This is a genomic window from Acinetobacter tandoii DSM 14970 = CIP 107469 (assembly GCF_000400735.1).
GTDB lineage: Bacteria > Pseudomonadota > Gammaproteobacteria > Pseudomonadales > Moraxellaceae > Acinetobacter > Acinetobacter tandoii.
On sequence record NZ_KE007371.1, the window covers coordinates 114484 to 130441 of the forward strand.

Here is a 15958-nt window from a genome sequence, read left to right on the forward strand (position 1 = left end):
GTTTTGAATATGAATATTAAAACCTTGCGTATTGTTGGTTTTCTAGAAGGCTTATCTTTTCTACTTCTCCTGTTTATTGCCATGCCTTTAAAATATATTTGGGGCAATCCAATCTTAGTGAAATTCGTCGGCATGGGACACGGCATTCTGTTTATTCTATTTTTGGCCGTGCTATTTATTGTCTGCGAAAAACAGAAATGGTCGATTAAAATGTTTATTTTGGGCTTTATCGCCTCAATTTTACCCTTTGGTCCCTTTGTTTTTGATCACAAATTAAAGAAATTTGAATCTTAAACAATTGCATGTTCCTAGTATCAATAAAAGTCAAACAGGCAAATATCTGCCTGTTTGAACAAAAAGTTTTAAGCAAATTAAAACTCACCTTTGGCTTTACGCTCCAACAAGACTTGTTGCAACATACGTCGTGGGAAACTAAACCACAGTGCAATCAAAACAAAACACGTCAAGCCATAGGCCAGTAAGTGGTACTGCTCATACAGAATACGCACCCCTTCAATAATAAAAAAGAAACTAAACATCAACAGCATCGACACGGCGGCAGCCACAGTGCCTTTTGACACTTCAGAAGACATTAAAGCAAAACGGTACAGTACCGAAAAACTAATCCCCTCACCAAAGCTGATCAAGGTCATACCGATAATTAAACACAGCAGGAAATAATCCCGCCAGAAAATACCCGCCAGAATCAGCAACGTGCCCAACAGCATAATCGGTAAGCCCATCATCACTGTTTTGCCCAAAGCCAGTCGATCAATGATTTTAATCAACACTAAATTGCCTGCAATCAACCCACCCAATACAGGGAACTGTGCTAGACCATACTGCAAACTGCTGAGCCCTAGCTCTTCGACTAACATCACAGGTGACAGTGCAATCCATAACATCAACGGCATACTGACCATCGGCAATGCCAAGGTTAAACCAAGAAACCGTTTATTTTGATAGACGCGTTTAAAGTCCGAAAAAATATAACGTAATGGCTGTTTCACTACGGTTGGCTGTGTTGCAGGCATTTTTGCTTTTAAACCAAACCAACTCAGAAAGGCCAATACAGCAATGCCGATAAAACCCCAATGCCATGACACATGGTCAATCAGGAATGCCCCTAAAACTGGGCCGAGCAAAGGTGCAAGTAAGGAAATATTAGCCATCAGTGCCATGACTTTAATGGCATCACGCTCTTCAAAAGTTTCCTGAATGGCAGCATAACCCACGGCTGAAATCACGGTTAATCCAATGCCTTGTAAAAAGCGCAGGGCCAGAAATTGCTCAATATTATGAGTCAATAAAATCAGTAAACAACAGACGCTAAAAAACAGTACGCCTGTGAGCAGGACTTTTTTACGCCCTAATCGATCTGATAATGGACCCAACAGCCATGCCACACAGGCGCCACCCAGCAAATAAAAAGACATGGAAGAAGGTGCCCAACTGCTGCTGACACCAAATTCTTTGGTGATGGCCAGCATGGCAGGTTGAACTAAATCATTTCCGATATAGACGGAAAATTCGAACAGCACCAAGGCTAAAGGAAACATCAGCGTAGCGCGGTTCAACGTGGTCGTTTGAACTTTTTGCATTATTTTCTACAGATCATGATGGTCTGGTCGAGGTCTTACGCAATTTTTTCGGGAGATAAGCGTCAGCCCAATGACCAGCACTGAGAGATTTATTTAAATTACGTTTTTTGAATGCGCTTAGGTTAAGCGGCTTAATACACCGTATTCACAAGGTGTCTAAGACAAATCAAGCTATTTCAGTTGTGAGATTTTTTATCACTCAAGCTAGTACACCCACTAGGTCAAGTGGGTGTAGTGTAGCAGTTTATAGGTCGGGAATTGTAATTTTTGTTGTGATCGCTAAGCCGAGATTTCTGTTTTGACCTTGAGAGTATCTTTTTTGCGTTGTGGATGATCTTGCAATGAATCCAACAACCATGCTACACAAACATCGCCCAGCAAATAAAAAGAAATGGAAGAAGGCGCCCAACTGCTGCTTACACCAAATTCTTTGGTGATGGCCAGTATGGTAGATTGGACTAAATAATTTTAACTCGAACAGCACTAAGGCTAAAGAAAACATCAGCGGCAAGGTTCAACATAGTTGTTTGAGCTTTTTGAATTAATCTTTAAAAATTAGATTTCTATAAAATAAAATGACACCAACTTATAATAAAAAAGCTCCCTCACATACTATTAAAAATTTAGGATCATGAAAAAACCCACTTTAATGTGGGTTTTTTAAATTACTTTCAAACAATAAACAAGAATTCAATTATTTATCACTAAGTCGGTTTATATTCTTTTTTAGTAGACGTATTCGACTTAAAATATCCTGCCAAAAAACTTAGATGTTTATGACCTTTTGCGATATTAGACGAATCTTTATTGGTAGCAGATGAGTTAGATACGATAACTCTAACTTTAACAGTTTTGGCCATTTTCAATCCCCGCTATTTATTTTTTATGCTGTTTCATTGCTAGAAGATACAGCTCTAATTCCACTCTATCTCCAATTTCATCAAGAAGTGTTGCAAATTCGTTAGCTTCTTGCTGATCATTTGGTGAGCACAAATAAGTGCCGTATGATACTAGAGTAAAAACATATTTGTAAGTTTTATCTTGAATTTTTAATGTTACAGGTTTGCAGTAAATAGAACCTATATTACTCACACTATCAGATCTATTGGATTTGTAAAATAAATTCTGTTGAACGCCTTCATTCAAATCGCTAATAAACGTACTTTCGCCACTATCAATCACCCTCTTTGCCAACGATGTGTTCGCCATAATGATGTTGGGATCAGTATATTGCTTTTGTCTATCTAAAACCAAAGCGTATTCCCAAGTTCCTAACTCACTATTAGTACCTAATACAGTCATTTCTATATGCGTTCTATTTACCCCATAAAACTCAAGAAACTCTACAGCCTGCGTCATAATGAATCGTATCTGATCTTTTGGATGAGTAATTTCATCGAAAAAATTAATTCTCTTACTTTGCTCTATCCTTGAAACTCTATCAAAAAAACGTGTTCTTTTTGCCTGGACTACATTTTTTATAAATATTAAAAATTTTTTCAATAACTCCTCTTTATCTTTCTTAATTTTTTCTTCTTTTATATCAATAAAACACTTACATAAAACAAATATAATTGTGACTAACATTAAAAAACTATAAATATATCCATGCAAATCTTTATGTTCAGAAATCCATTTCCAATCGTCGCCCCAAATATCCAATGTGCCATAATACAAACCAGTTAAAATAACAGAAGCTGAACTTAACCAAGGTTTTTGTAATATTTTTGCTAATGCCATAAAAAGAACCTCTTTAACAGAGTGCTTTTTACGACATTAATTTTAAAAAATCAATTGATTAATATAAAACCAATCATAGAAACATTAAATTATTACTCATTCTTTATCAATGGCTTAATTTTCCCTTAATTCATTTATATAAAATCATCAAGAACACACTGCCGTCTGGAAAGTCTTGGTATTTTTACCACGCATACATTGATAAGACTTTTCGGTTTCAACCAATTTCCAGTCATTATCTACATGCTTAAAACTATAAATGGTACGAATTGAACGCACTGAATCATCCATTAACCCAGTTTCTGTCACTTTGACTTGTGCAGCCGTTGGTGATTCTACACTGTTGAAAAATTGACGAATTTCAACGGTCGATAATTCTTTGACCAAATCAGGACGTTGTTTTAATACTTGCGCCAAAGGCGTGTCCGAACTGCTGACTTTATTGACTAAATTCTGAGTGGTGGCACAGCCTGCCAATAAACCCAAACACAAAGCTGAAACCGCGGCTAAACGCAACATGACAAATTCCCCATAGATATCATTACTTACCCGTAATGATGCAATGCTTAAGCACATAACTCTATGGCAACAATGTAGCGATTGTTTTTCTGAGTTGAATTTTTTATCTTTTTTATTACTGCAATAAAAAAACACCGCAATGTTGCCATCACGGTGCTCAGTACTTCATTCGAGATAAACTTATAAATCGAATAATTTACCTGGGTTCATAATACCGTTTGGATCGAAGACTTTTTTCAAGGCTTTCATGTATTCAATTTCTTCAGCACTGCGTGAATATTCTAAATATGGCTTTTTGGTCATGCCCACACCGTGTTCAGCAGAGATAGAACCATCATATTTTTTCACAGTATCGAATACGTATTTATTCACCACCTGACATTTTGCAAAGAATTCATCTTTGCTTAAATCCGCAGGTTTCAGAATATTTAAATGCAAATTACCGTCACCAATATGACCAAACCAACAGATTTCAAAGTCTGGATAATTTTCTGCCACAATACTATCAATTTCTTGAATAAACGCAGGCACGTGCGTAATCAACACTGAAATATCATTTTTGTATGGAGTAAATGGCGCAATCGACTCAGAAATGTCTTCACGTAAACGCCATAAGCTTTCCACTTGCTCAAGGCTTTGGCTCAACACACCATCCAGTACCCAACCTTGTTCCATGCAATGCTCAAAAATTTCCATCGCTTTGTCCATAATGGGCTCAAACGGCGCTTCAAATTCAAGTAACACATAGAATGGACATTCTGTTTCAAATGGACGTTGTACATGACCATTGTCTAAAACTTTCTGCATTGCCAATTCACCAAAGAATTCAAATGCAGTGAGGTCAATTTTAGCTTGGAAGGCATGTAGTACAGGCATCACCGCATTAAAATCAGGCACACCCAACACCATGACTTGAAGGTCTTGCGGTTGACGCTCTAATTTAATTTCAGCTTCAGTGACTAAACCTAAAGTGCCTTCACCACCAATAAATAAATGCTGTAGCGCATAACCCGTAGCATTTTTAATCATGCCTTTGTTTAAACGTAAAATGTCGCCTTTACCCGTCACTACGGTTAAACCCAACACCCAGTTACGAGTCATACCATATTTAATGACTTTAATGCCGCCCGCATTGGTACCAATATTGCCACCAATTTGTGAAGAACCTGCAGATGCAAAATCTACTGGGTAGTACATGCCTTGTTCTTGAGCATAACGCTGTAGCTGTTCAGTTACCACACCCGCTTGTACGCGCACCATGCGGTCAGCAGGGAAAAATTCCAGAATCTGGTTCATTTTGTCCATGCTCACCACAATTTCACCATTAGCTGCTACAGCACCCGCAGATAAACCAGTACGACCACCCGATGGGGTTACCGCAACATTGTATTGGTTCGCAAGTTTAACAATGGCTTGAACTTGTTCAGTCGTTGCAGGGAAAACGATCACAGATGGGTTTGGATCAAAGTGTTTGGTATAATCCCGACCCCAATTTTGCAGGCTATCGGTATCCGTTTTAATACGGTTTTCGCCAACAATTTCGGTCAATTGGGTCAACAACTCTGGGGTTAAAGCGACTGGAGCATTCATCGTTTTCAGACCTTGCAATGAAGTAAACAAGTGGTGTCGAATCTAATGCATTATTCAGCTGAAACTGCGTAACAAAGGAACAATAACTAGACTGCGCGTGAAGTAACGGACAGTTCATCTGCACCGTAATTTTTCACGGAGCATTATTATAAGCCATTTTTCGATAAAACCCGCAGAAAATCACGTTTTAACAAGGTTACCTTGTAAATTACAGGCTTAGTTAGACCGATTACGACAGGCTGTGACGCATATTTCACCAAAATACCTGATCGCTGGGTCATAAAGGAAATGTATATCGACCTAAGTCCTATGTTATGATACCGCGACCAAATTTGGCCTTTGTAGCGGAGCCGTAATGAGCCAACATCTTTCCCTGCCTAAAGATAAAATTCGTTTCTTGTTGTTAGAAGGCGTTCACCAAAACGCAGTCGACACTTTAAATGCTGCTGGATACACCAACATCGATTATCGTAAAACTGCGCTTGAGGGTGAAGCGTTGAAAGAAGCGATCAAAGATGCACACTTCATTGGTATTCGTTCCCGTACTCAATTGACTGAAGAAATTTTTGAAGCAGCAAACAAACTGATTGCTGTGGGCTGTTTCTGTATCGGAACTAACCAGGTGAACTTAAATGCTGCGATGGTTCGCGGTATTCCAGTCTTTAACGCACCATATTCAAATACTCGTTCAGTGGCTGAACTTGTACTTGCAGAAGCTATTCTTCTTCTTCGCCGTGTACCTGAAAAATCGACAGATACACATGCAGGTGGCTGGAACAAATCTGCTGTAGGTTCATTTGAAACACGCGGTAAAACTTTAGGTATCGTAGGTTACGGTTCAATCGGTTCTCAACTTTCAGTTTTGGCTGAAAGCATGGGTATGAAAGTTATCTATTTTGATACAGTGACCAAATTACCTTTAGGTAATGCACGTCAAGTCGGTAGCATGGGTGAACTTCTTGCTAATGCTGATGTGGTTTCTTTACACGTTCCAGATGTTCCATCTACACGTAACTTCTTCGGTAAAGACCAATTTGCACAAATGAAAGAAGGTTCAATCTTCATCAATGCTGCACGTGGTACATGTGTCATCATCGAAGACTTAGCCGATGCCTTAAAATCAGGCCATCTTGCAGGTGCTGCGGTTGACGTTTTCCCGAAAGAACCTAAAGCAAACGGTGAAGAATTTATTTCTCCGTTACGTAACCTACCAAACGTGATCTTAACCCCGCACGTAGGTGGTTCGACCATGGAAGCGCAAGCAAATATTGGTTTAGAAGTTGCTGAGAAATTCGTTTCTTATTCAGACAAAGGGATGACCTTATCTGCTGTAAACTTCCCAGAAATTGCGTTGCCATTAACTGAAGGTAAACACCGCTTACTTCACATTCACAAGAATGTGCCTGGCGTACTTTCAAAAATCAACAACTTGTTTGCTGAACACGGCATCAACATCTCTGGTCAGTCTTTAATGACCAAAGGTGATGTTGGCTATTTAGTGATGGATGTTGATGCAACTGCATCTCAAGAAGCACTTGATACATTACAAGACGTTGAAGGTACAATCCGCGTTCGCGTATTGTTCTAAGTTATTCGATGTGAAAAACCACAGACTTGTGTCTGTGGTTTTTTATTGATTCATCCTCCGCTTAATTGAATCAATAAAGCGCATTTCACAACTTAAAATCGATCTATTACCTACAGGAAATAGATCGATTTTGTTTCAAGCTCAGTATTCCAACCAACACGCTCTTGTTTTGTTCTGCATCTATTGCACTAATTTAGTTCATCCCTGACAAGCTATTTCCCCAGCACAGTGTTATGATTGAAAAAAATATACAAATTGATCATCTGATATAAAACAAAATGTCCTAACTCATGCTGAACTTTAAAACGCCCTCCTATTTGCAAGCGGTTTTCCTGCTCTTTGTTGCCATGCTTTGTGTGCAAAGTAGCGGCTCATTAGCCAAAATTCTGTTTCAGCAATTTCCAGTTCTTACCGTTTCTGCCATGCGTATGCTGCTTGGTGCGCTCATTCTGGCAATTATTTTTCAAATCTGGAAAATTAATTTTAAAAACGTGCGCTGGTCTTCCATTTTAAGTTATGGCATCGCACTGGCAGGGATGAACGGCCTGTTTTATTTGTCGATTGAACGGCTCCCTTTGGGCATTGCAGTTTCATTTGAATTTATTGGCCCCTTAAGCGTCGCCCTGTACTATGCTCGACAAAAATATGACTTCCTTTGGGTCAGTTTGGCAATTTTAGGCTTAATCTTGCTGTTTCCTTTTGACCAAGCCACACAATCACTCGATTTAACGGGCATTGCCTTCGCGATTGGTGCAGGGGCATGTTGGGCGGTTTATATTATTGCAGGTCAACGTCCATCGGGCATTTCAGGCAATCATACGGTATGTTTGGGTATGTTTGTCGGCATGTTGTGTTTAATGCCTGTCGCGATGTTTTCAGGTATGACCAGTGATGTTTTCCTCCCCTCCAATGTATTCTATTTTATTGGCTTGGCCATTCTGGCGAGTGCCTTACCTTTTACTTTGGAGATGATTGCCTTACGCAACCTTACGGCAATGAGCTTTGGGACTTTAATGAGTCTAGAGCCTGCGATTGCAGCATTATCAGGCTTCGTCTTTCTAAATGAACAATTACTCTGGACGCAGTGGTTAGCCCTAAGCACCATTATTATAGCTTCGATTGGCTGTACCTATACGACCCAACAAGCCAAACGTGCGAAACAAAGCAGTTTAGCATCTTCAAGCCAAACCGATTGAGATGAGCTGTACCAATTATCTCAATAACTTCATATTAGACCCACCGCCCAAATGTAGAGAAAAAGCGATATGCGCAACAGTCAACTCAGTGCTGTCTTATTTATGGTACTTTCCATGTTGTCCTATCAAGTCAGTGCCTCTTATGCTAAGCAGCTCATGCAAGCATTAGACCCTTTTACTGTGGTGACTTTACGGCTTAGCTTTGCGTCTATTTTGGTGGTGTTGATGTTCCGTTCATGGAAAATCATACAACGCCTACCTCATTTAAAATGGCGAGACTTATTATTTTACAGCGCCGCAGTCTGTGTCATGAATGTTTTGTTTTATGCCTCTTTAGGTAAATTACCGCAAGGCATTGCCGTCGGATTAGAGTTTTTAGGACCACTGACCTTAGCACTGCTCTCGATTAAACACAAAAGTGATTATATTTGGGTCGGACTCGCAATTGCGGGGATTGCTCTAATGGTACCGTGGCAAGATACCCATGCTCACAATTTTTCTTATATCGGTGCAGCATATGCATTAGGTGCAGGTATTTGTTGGGCATTTTATATTTATTTTGGTCAAAGAGTTGCTCGCCAAAATATGGGGATGCACGCACTGAGTATCGCCATCGTACTGTCAACGCTAATTTTATTGCCGATTAATAGCATTCGTAATCCTGAAGCGATGTTGCAATTTCAGTACTGGCCACAAGCTTTAATGATTGCCCTCTTAGCCACTGCAATTCCTTATACCCTTGATTTAATGGCGCTCAAACGTCTGAGTAAACTCAGCTATGGCACACTCTCGAGCTTATCTCCTGCTTTAGCAGCAATTGCAGGTATGCTGCTGTTAAAAGAACATATCACCCTTTGGCAAACTTTAGCTCTAATCTGCATTATGACCGCTTCAGTCGGTGTCACCTACCGTGCAAGTCGCACTGCACCTGAATCTAGTAAAGTATCAGCCTCTTAAATCCAAATTAAATGCCAAAGAACAGTGGCTACATTTTCATGTCAGCAACTGTTCTTAAAATGAAAGAATTTCATCTCGCCAAAGGCTCTCAACAATAATACGTTTACTGGAATATCCTTGAATTCAACCCAATGAAAAACTAATATAATCAAAAGGATTGAAGGGAACATAAGAATAACAATGCAACCACATATTCGCCTCAATATGATCGTTAAAAACGAATCTGCTGTGATTTTACGATGTTTAAAATCGGTCAAACCGTGGATTCATTCTTGGGTGATTGTCGATACGGGGTCAACCGATGGCACACAAAAACTGATTCAGGACTTTATGCAGGATTTGCCAGGCAAGCTGTTTGAACGCCCTTGGCACAATTTTGGTTTCAATCGTACCGAAGCTTTACAATTGGCACAGGATTCTTCCCTTCCCCATGCCGACTATTTAATGTTTATCGATGCCGATGAAAGCTTATTGGTAAAACCGGAATTTCAATGGGGTACATTATCGGGGACAGCATATTATTTTGAATGCATTTATGATCATTTACGTTATCAACGCAATGCTCTGATTTCGACCCAATTGCCTTGGATGTGGAAAGGCGTATTACATGAATATCTTGATTCTACTTCGCCTCATCAATGGACGTCTCTTGAAGGTCCACGTATTTTTGTACAACATGACAGTGCCCGCGGACATGACCCGCAAACCTATCTCAAAGATATTGAAGTCTTAAAACAGGGTATTCTGGATGAACCAGATAATCTACGCTATCAATTTTATCTCGCACAGAGTTATCAAGATGCACACATGCCTCAACAGGCACTTGAAGCCTATCAACGACGTGCTAATGCAGGAGGTTGGGAAGAAGAGCGTTGGATGGCACAATTTAGAGCAGCACAATTAACCGAACGGCTCAACAAACCCATCGAACAAATTTATATGGCGTACTTACAGGCTTGGGTCAGCCGTCCACAACGCGCAGAGCCATTATATGAACTGGCGCGCTATTATCGTGAACAAAAGCAATTTGAAACCGCGTGCCACTTTGCACTGCAGGCAGTTAACATTAAGTCTCCAAATGACATTCTGTTTGTCGATGACAGTGTCTATGCATGGAAATCTTTAGATGAGTTGAGTGTTTCTGCAACCTATTGTGCCAAGTATAAGCAAGACGGTAAAAATGCCATGATCAAACTTTTAATGGAGCAAAAATTTCCCACTTCTGAACAAGAACGTATTGTTGCCAATTTACATTTTTATAAAGAATAAGAGCTTCATTTAGAAGCTCTTATTTTACAACTATATCAAACTTATAATTTAGTGATGGTTAAAGTTGTAGCATTTGCCCTTATTACTGCTGGGGTTGTAGACGTTGTTCCAGAGGCTCTTACCGATACTCTGGTTCCTGCTGTTAGATAAACTGTAGTAGTTACAATCCCACGTTGTCGGTAGGCATCTGGCATAACACTTGAAGTTAAAGCAGCGTGTACACCGAATATATCGTTATCATCATAACTATTATCTCCAATATCCAACATTGGAAGTGCAGCACTCGCAACACCTCCTGCTGGAGGTGGGCTACCATCTGTTACAATCTGAACATTAAATTGATATAACCCAGCGGTTCCCACAGTAAATACGGTTCCATCCCAAAAGTTTCCACCAGTTAAGTTTGCATTCATGCTATTAGATGAAGAAAAAGTAACTCTGTCTGGATCGATAAGGGTTATAGGTGGAAGACTTAAAGTCTGGTTAGTAAGTTTAGTCACATACAATTGTAAACTTGCTCCTGCTCCCCCTCCTAATGCAATACCACTTCCCCATGATCCGCCTAACTTACTATAGATCAGTCCAGTACCTGTCTGAATATATAGGTCACCATTATTACCTTGACTATTATTAGGTACAGCCGAACCTGTATATACCATCGTCCCAGTTGCACCCGTTGCGCCTGTCGCTCCCGTTACGCCAGCGGCACCTGTTGCCCCTGTTATTCCTGTGGCACCTGTCGCTCCCGTTGCACCTGTTGCACCCGTTTGGCCTGTGGCTCCGGTTGCCCCTGTTGCACCCGTCTCACCTTTTAGTGATATACGTAACACCCAAGTGGTCAAATCAGTTTTTTCATATAAAGTTCCATCAGCATCAATATAGAGATCACCAATATTTCCCACCATAAAGGATGGTGCAGTACTACCATAGAAAATCTTATTCCCAGCCATACCTATAGCACCTGTCGCTCCTGTTGCGCCTGTAGCACCCGTTTGACCCGTGGCACCCGTTGCGCCTGTAGCTCCAGTTTGACCTTGTAAAGACAATGCCAAAGACGTCCAACCTACACTGGTTTTGCTATATAGCGCACCATCTAAAGTATCTATATATAAGTCACCCGTATTGCCAACAGCTGCAGCCGGTGCTCCGCTTCCAGACAAAATTGTTGAACCTGCTGCACCTGTCGCTCCTGTTGCGCCCTGCAATACTATTCCAGCACCCCAAGCTCCTGCTGTTTTTGGTCCATAAAAAATATTGCTGGTTGTATCAATATAAAAATCACCATCCTCACCATCTGAAGCGAGGGGTGCTCTTGCCGCATTTAAGATAGTACGTCCATCAGATCCTGCGGTGCCTGTCGCTCCTGTAGCGCCATTTTGACCTGCTGCACCTGTGGCACCCGTCGCTCCTGTAGCTCCATTCTGACCCGCTGCACCTGTGGCACCCGTCGCTCCTGTTGTACCATTCTGACCTGCTGCCCCTGTGGCACCTGTCGCTCCTGTTGCTCCTGTTGCTCCATTTTGACCTGCTGTACCTGTGGCACCTGTCGCACCTGTTGCGCCATTTTGACCTGCTGCACCTGTGGCACCTGTCGCTCCTGTGCTTCCAACTAATGAACTATAATTTGAATAGTTCCAACCACTTGTTGTTTTTGCAGCATACAATCGACCATTGGTAACATCTACATATATATCACCAACATTTCCCTCACTTGCGGATGGTGCTCCTTGACCACTACGGATTGAAAATCCTGCAACTCCTTGTGCTCCTGTAGCTCCATTTTGACCTGCCGATCCTGTTGCACCATTCTGACCAGGAGAACCAGTCGCACCTATCAACGAAATCCCTGTGGTAGGCCAACCAGCACTAGTTTTAGCACCATATAAAATAACGCCATCAGTATCGATATAGAAATCACCAATTTGACCTGTTGTAAGCGCAGGAGCCCCTTTCCCACTTAAAACACTATAACCATTTGCCCCGTTTGCCCCTGCGGCACCTACCAAAGCAACACCTACAGCTGGCCAAGTGCCATTCTTTTTCGGTCCGTACATTACATAAGCATCAGTGTCGATGTAAAAACCACCATCTACCCCAATATCGGCTTTCGGCGCACCTGTTCCACTACTCACAGAATTGACGGAGTTAGTCACGGTTATGGTCTCTGTAATATGTTTGGTATCCTCACATGCACTAAGTACCAATACAGCCCCAAGAATCATGGCACTCAATGCCGTTTTTTTAACTAAACCTTGTCCCTGATAAACAACATTAACTTTTCTCATTTTTACCCCATAGTTTTTCAACAAAATCTATAATACTTACGATCTCTAAGAGCTTATTTCTTGATGAATCTTCTAATGTCTATTCAAATAGTTATCTGCAGCAAAAAAATCGTTATGGCTATACTTTGTTTATTATTCATACAAATAAAAAAAAAAGACACACTATTCAATAGAAATAGTGAAATAAATCGCCTACCTAGAAAAAGAATTACTTTTTGGAATAAATAATCAAAAATAAGACGTGTAATTATTTTATGTTTAGGCATCAAAACATGATTAATCCTCATGTCTCAATGCATATATTTGAAAATTAAGCAGGAAAGAGAATTTGGTAACTTAATCGGACAATTAAAATAGACACTAATATTAAAAAGATGATACGAATAAAACCACTGCCATATTTTAAAGCGAGTTTAACTCCAACCAAAGAGCCTGCTATATTGGCAACAGCCATAGTTAAGCCAATGCCAAACAATACATGACCTGCAGGCACGAAAAAACTCAGTGCCGCAAAATTGGTCATGAAATTGGCAATTTTGGAGAGTGCCGAAGCATGAAGAAAATCGACTTTTAAGTAGCGAATAAAATAGAAAATAAAGAAACTGCCCGTTCCTGGTCCAAAAATTCCATCATAAAAGCCAATCAAGATACTGCCGACTGCTGCAAGTACCAGTATTTTAGTGGTGATTTCCTGTTGAAAATGTACCTGACCAAATTGTTTCTTCATGAATGTGTAAATGGCGATAATAATCAACATACACAGTACAAAGGGTTTCAGTACTTGGGTAGGAATCATGGAAACACATGCGGCTCCCAAATAAGAACTAATAAAAGCCCCCACTCCAATCACCAATAGCAATTTCCATGATAAGGATACGCGGCGCATAAATGAAAATGCCGCAGATGCCGTACCAAAAATAGAAGAGAGCTTATTGGTGCCAAAAACTGTAGCAGGTGCCAACTGTGGCATTGCCCCCATAATGGCAGGGATTTGAATGAGTCCACCACCACCCACAGCAGCATCGATTGCTCCCGCGCAAAAAGCAAAGAAGACCAAACTCAGAATAAGATCAAGTTCCATAATATTGGGTCTCCTACAGATTCAAAACACGTTTAGGAATTAAACGCTTTCGATCGTTGATTTCAGCTAGACCCAAGCACTTATCACCATCAAAAACCAACACTTGTGCTTCAGCAGTATGATCAATATTACTTTCCATGCCACGACTAAAATATTCTGCCCGACCTTCTGGGACTTGAATTTGAGTAAAATGCTGTACGGGTGCATACACAGGCAATAACAGCGCTTCGCGCTCTTGTTCTGTTAAGCCTTCTAGATATTCAATGGTATAGCTTGGAATCAGTTCAAAATGACCCGTTTGAATGCGGTGCAAATAGGTTAAATGCCCATAGGATCCTAAAGCTTTGGCAATATCTTCCCCCAACACACGAATATAGGTGCCTTTAGAGCAAGTCACATCTAAAGTAATGCTGTTTTCAGTAAAGGAAAGGAGCTGAATGGCTTCAATGGTTATAGGACGTGCTTCACGTTCCACTTCAATGCCTTTACGTGCCAATTCGTATAGCGGACGCCCCTGCTTTTTGAGGGCAGAATACATTGGAGGAATTTGCTGAATTTCTCCAACAAACTGATTCAATACATTCTGGATACTCTCTTCAGTCAATACTGGCACCGCTTGTTCGAGCAGTATCTCCCCTTCCACATCACCCGTCGTTGTGCTGTGGCCAAGCTGGATCGTGGTTTGATAACGCTTGGTTGAATCTAATAAGAAATGAGAAAACTTCGTTGCTTCACCAAAGCAAATGGGTAATAAACCAGATGCCAGGGGATCCAAAGCACCCGTATGTCCTGCTTTCTCTGCCCTCAATAACCAGCGCACTTTTTGTAATGCCGCATTTGAACTAATACCCAAGGGTTTATTTAACAAAAACACCCCATGAACCGCGCGGCGCTGGATTTTTGCAGCAGATGATTTCATAACTCAGAACACGTATTTCAACTGCCGCAATACTAACAACCGCTCATCTAGTTTTACAACTTTTCTGTTGTTTATTTGCGTTTGCATTGCACAATAAAACAAGTTCAGCGAATGAACCCCATAAAAATTAAAAATGGATATTGGGCATAGGATATGCAAAAAAAGAAATTATGGCTGATACTCGCCGTTGTAGTAATTATTCTACTTGGTTTTTTAGTGTGGCTTGCGCCGAGTGCAACCACTGGCTCCAACACCACAGCCTCTTCACTCGCAGATGCGCCGTCGAATTCCACATCGGCTCTTGCTGGGAATACAGCATTATCACATGACTCCACACAGCCTTTTGTCAGCACAAGCCAACAAGATACCGAAGTGAATTGTCAGCTTAGTTTAGATCAAAGTCAGCATTTAATCGTGAATGAACAAACGCGAAATTGCTTTGAATATTTCATTACCCAATATGGTGAAAAAAAGATTGACCAGATTAAGCAAGATTTTACGCACTACATGCAAAAAGGCTACAAAGAACCTGTGTTAAGCCAAATTATTGATTTGTGGAATCGCTATATTGATTACCGTATTCAGTTAGGTAACTTAAAACAACCCAACCTAGATAAACAAGACCCAGAGTACTATCGAAAAGTTTTTGCATTGATGAAAAACTTACGCACACAATTTTTTTCCGCTACTGAAATTGAGGGATTATTTGGTGCAGAAAATAGCTACCATGAATATACCTTAGACCGCATGTCAATCATGGCAGATTCATCTCTAAATGAAGTTCAAAAAGCACAAAAACTAAAAGAACTATTTGCCCAGTTACCTGAAGATTGGCGTGAGAATTTAGAACAATTGTCTAAGTTGGAAGATCTACGCAAATTGACCAGTGATATTAAAGCTCGCGGTGGTTCTGCTGATGAACTTCGCCAAATGCGCATGAATTTAGTCGGTGCAGATGCAACCGCTAGACTGGAACAACTAGATCAAGACCGAGGTCAATGGAAATCACGTGTGAATGACTACTTAACGCAGCGTGACCAAATTCTAAAGAGCCAGATGAGCGAATCTGCACAACAACAAGCCATTGCTCAATTACGCCAGCAACAATTTAAAAATCCACAAGAACAACTTCGACTTGGAACTTTTGAAACCACACATGACTCAGGAGGAAAACTACCCTTCGCAGAATAATTCTGCCCAACCAAACCTTTTT

At 40.6% G+C, this 15958-nt stretch carries 13 protein-coding genes and 1 pseudogene; 6 read left to right on the plus strand and 8 right to left on the minus strand.

The genetic code is table 11. From position 1 onward, the window contains the following. The first annotated feature begins 9 nt into the window (after window positions 1-9). Window positions 10-294, plus strand: a complete 285-nt coding sequence (locus I593_RS16250; protein WP_016168659.1) for a DUF3817 domain-containing protein — start codon at window positions 10-12, stop codon at window positions 292-294. A 77-nt stretch (window positions 295-371) separates the two neighbouring features. Here I593_RS16250 and craA read toward each other — a convergent pair whose 3' ends face one another. From craA to I593_RS16270, 5 genes and pseudogenes are all read right to left on the minus strand, one after another. Beyond that, the gene (craA, locus tag I593_RS16255) at window positions 372-1601 is read right to left on the minus strand and encodes a chloramphenicol efflux MFS transporter CraA (RefSeq protein WP_016168660.1); all 1230 of its coding nucleotides are present in this window, start codon (window positions 1599-1601) and stop codon (window positions 372-374) included. A gap of 315 nt (window positions 1602-1916) precedes the next feature. Next, window positions 1917-2143: pseudogene (locus I593_RS20920) on the minus strand (multidrug transporter MdfA); the annotation flags it as partial. Between the two features lie 334 nt (window positions 2144-2477). Then, window positions 2478-3341, minus strand: coding sequence for a hypothetical protein (locus I593_RS16260; RefSeq protein ID WP_016168662.1), 864 nt, complete (start codon window positions 3339-3341; stop codon window positions 2478-2480). Window positions 3342-3488: 147 nt separating this feature from the next. Continuing rightward, window positions 3489-3860: a hypothetical protein gene (locus tag I593_RS16265; protein ID WP_016168663.1), complete on the minus strand. Its 372-nt coding sequence runs from the start codon at window positions 3858-3860 to the stop codon at window positions 3489-3491. 180 nt (window positions 3861-4040) lie between these two features. Beyond that, window positions 4041-5450, minus strand: a complete 1410-nt coding sequence (locus I593_RS16270) for an FAD-binding oxidoreductase (protein WP_016168664.1) — start codon at window positions 5448-5450, stop codon at window positions 4041-4043. A gap of 355 nt (window positions 5451-5805) precedes the next feature. Here I593_RS16270 and serA point away from each other — a divergent pair, with 355 nt between their 5' ends. The 4 genes from serA to I593_RS16290 all read left to right on the plus strand — a co-directional run bounded on the left by serA (window position 5806) and on the right by I593_RS16290 (window position 10460). Beyond that, entirely contained in the window at window positions 5806-7038 is a 1233-nt protein-coding gene (gene serA, locus I593_RS16275; protein ID WP_016168665.1) for a phosphoglycerate dehydrogenase, read from the plus strand. Window positions 7039-7328: 290 nt separating this feature from the next. Then, window positions 7329-8234 carry an EamA family transporter gene (locus I593_RS16280; RefSeq protein WP_016168666.1) on the plus strand — a complete coding sequence of 302 codons (906 nt, stop codon included), beginning with the start codon at window positions 7329-7331 and terminating at the stop codon, window positions 8232-8234. Between the two features lie 69 nt (window positions 8235-8303). Beyond that, window positions 8304-9191 (plus strand): EamA family transporter, encoded by an 888-nt coding sequence (locus I593_RS16285; protein WP_016168667.1) that lies wholly within the window; start codon window positions 8304-8306, stop codon window positions 9189-9191. Between the two features lie 180 nt (window positions 9192-9371). Then, on the plus strand, window positions 9372-10460 hold the full coding sequence (locus tag I593_RS16290) for a tetratricopeptide repeat-containing glycosyltransferase (RefSeq protein WP_016168668.1): 1089 nt from the start codon (window positions 9372-9374) through the stop codon (window positions 10458-10460). A gap of 41 nt (window positions 10461-10501) precedes the next feature. Here the strand turns inward: I593_RS16290 and I593_RS19820 are convergent, their stop codons facing one another. From I593_RS19820 to truB, 3 genes are all read right to left on the minus strand, one after another. Beyond that, window positions 10502-12745 carry a collagen-like triple helix repeat-containing protein gene (locus I593_RS19820; RefSeq protein WP_016168669.1) on the minus strand — a complete coding sequence of 748 codons (2244 nt, stop codon included), beginning with the start codon at window positions 12743-12745 and terminating at the stop codon, window positions 10502-10504. 310 nt (window positions 12746-13055) lie between these two features. Continuing rightward, window positions 13056-13826, minus strand: a complete 771-nt coding sequence (locus tag I593_RS16300; RefSeq protein WP_016168670.1) for a sulfite exporter TauE/SafE family protein — start codon at window positions 13824-13826, stop codon at window positions 13056-13058. 13 nt (window positions 13827-13839) lie between these two features. After that, window positions 13840-14745 (minus strand): tRNA pseudouridine(55) synthase TruB, encoded by a 906-nt coding sequence (gene truB, locus I593_RS16305; RefSeq protein ID WP_016168671.1) that lies wholly within the window; start codon window positions 14743-14745, stop codon window positions 13840-13842. 153 nt (window positions 14746-14898) lie between these two features. On the opposite strand from truB, the gene I593_RS16310 reads away from it, so the two are divergent. Continuing rightward, the gene (locus I593_RS16310; RefSeq protein WP_016168672.1) at window positions 14899-15936 is read left to right on the plus strand and encodes a lipase secretion chaperone; all 1038 of its coding nucleotides are present in this window, start codon (window positions 14899-14901) and stop codon (window positions 15934-15936) included. Window positions 15937-15958 lie beyond the last annotated feature (22 nt).

What these genes read in the sequence shown, in the direction of transcription:
- truB (WP_016168671.1), bottom strand. Translation starts at nt 14,745, where the DNA reads ATGAAATCATCTGCTGCAAAAATCCAGCGCCGCGCGGTTCATGGGGTG.
- I593_RS16310 (WP_016168672.1), top strand. Translation starts at nt 14,899, where the DNA reads ATGCAAAAAAAGAAATTATGGCTGATACTCGCCGTTGTAGTAATTATT.
- serA (WP_016168665.1), top strand. Translation starts at nt 5,806, where the DNA reads ATGAGCCAACATCTTTCCCTGCCTAAAGATAAAATTCGTTTCTTGTTG.
- I593_RS16250 (WP_016168659.1), top strand. Translation starts at nt 10, where the DNA reads ATGAATATTAAAACCTTGCGTATTGTTGGTTTTCTAGAAGGCTTATCT.
- I593_RS16280 (WP_016168666.1), top strand. Translation starts at nt 7,329, where the DNA reads ATGCTGAACTTTAAAACGCCCTCCTATTTGCAAGCGGTTTTCCTGCTC.
- I593_RS19820 (WP_016168669.1), bottom strand. Translation starts at nt 12,745, where the DNA reads ATGAGAAAAGTTAATGTTGTTTATCAGGGACAAGGTTTAGTTAAAAAA.
- craA (WP_016168660.1), bottom strand. Translation starts at nt 1,601, where the DNA reads ATGCAAAAAGTTCAAACGACCACGTTGAACCGCGCTACGCTGATGTTT.
- I593_RS16290 (WP_016168668.1), top strand. Translation starts at nt 9,372, where the DNA reads ATGCAACCACATATTCGCCTCAATATGATCGTTAAAAACGAATCTGCT.
- I593_RS16300 (WP_016168670.1), bottom strand. Translation starts at nt 13,826, where the DNA reads ATGGAACTTGATCTTATTCTGAGTTTGGTCTTCTTTGCTTTTTGCGCG.
- I593_RS16270 (WP_016168664.1), bottom strand. Translation starts at nt 5,450, where the DNA reads ATGAATGCTCCAGTCGCTTTAACCCCAGAGTTGTTGACCCAATTGACC.
- I593_RS16260 (WP_016168662.1), bottom strand. Translation starts at nt 3,341, where the DNA reads ATGGCATTAGCAAAAATATTACAAAAACCTTGGTTAAGTTCAGCTTCT.
- I593_RS16265 (WP_016168663.1), bottom strand. Translation starts at nt 3,860, where the DNA reads ATGTTGCGTTTAGCCGCGGTTTCAGCTTTGTGTTTGGGTTTATTGGCA.
- I593_RS16285 (WP_016168667.1), top strand. Translation starts at nt 8,304, where the DNA reads ATGCGCAACAGTCAACTCAGTGCTGTCTTATTTATGGTACTTTCCATG.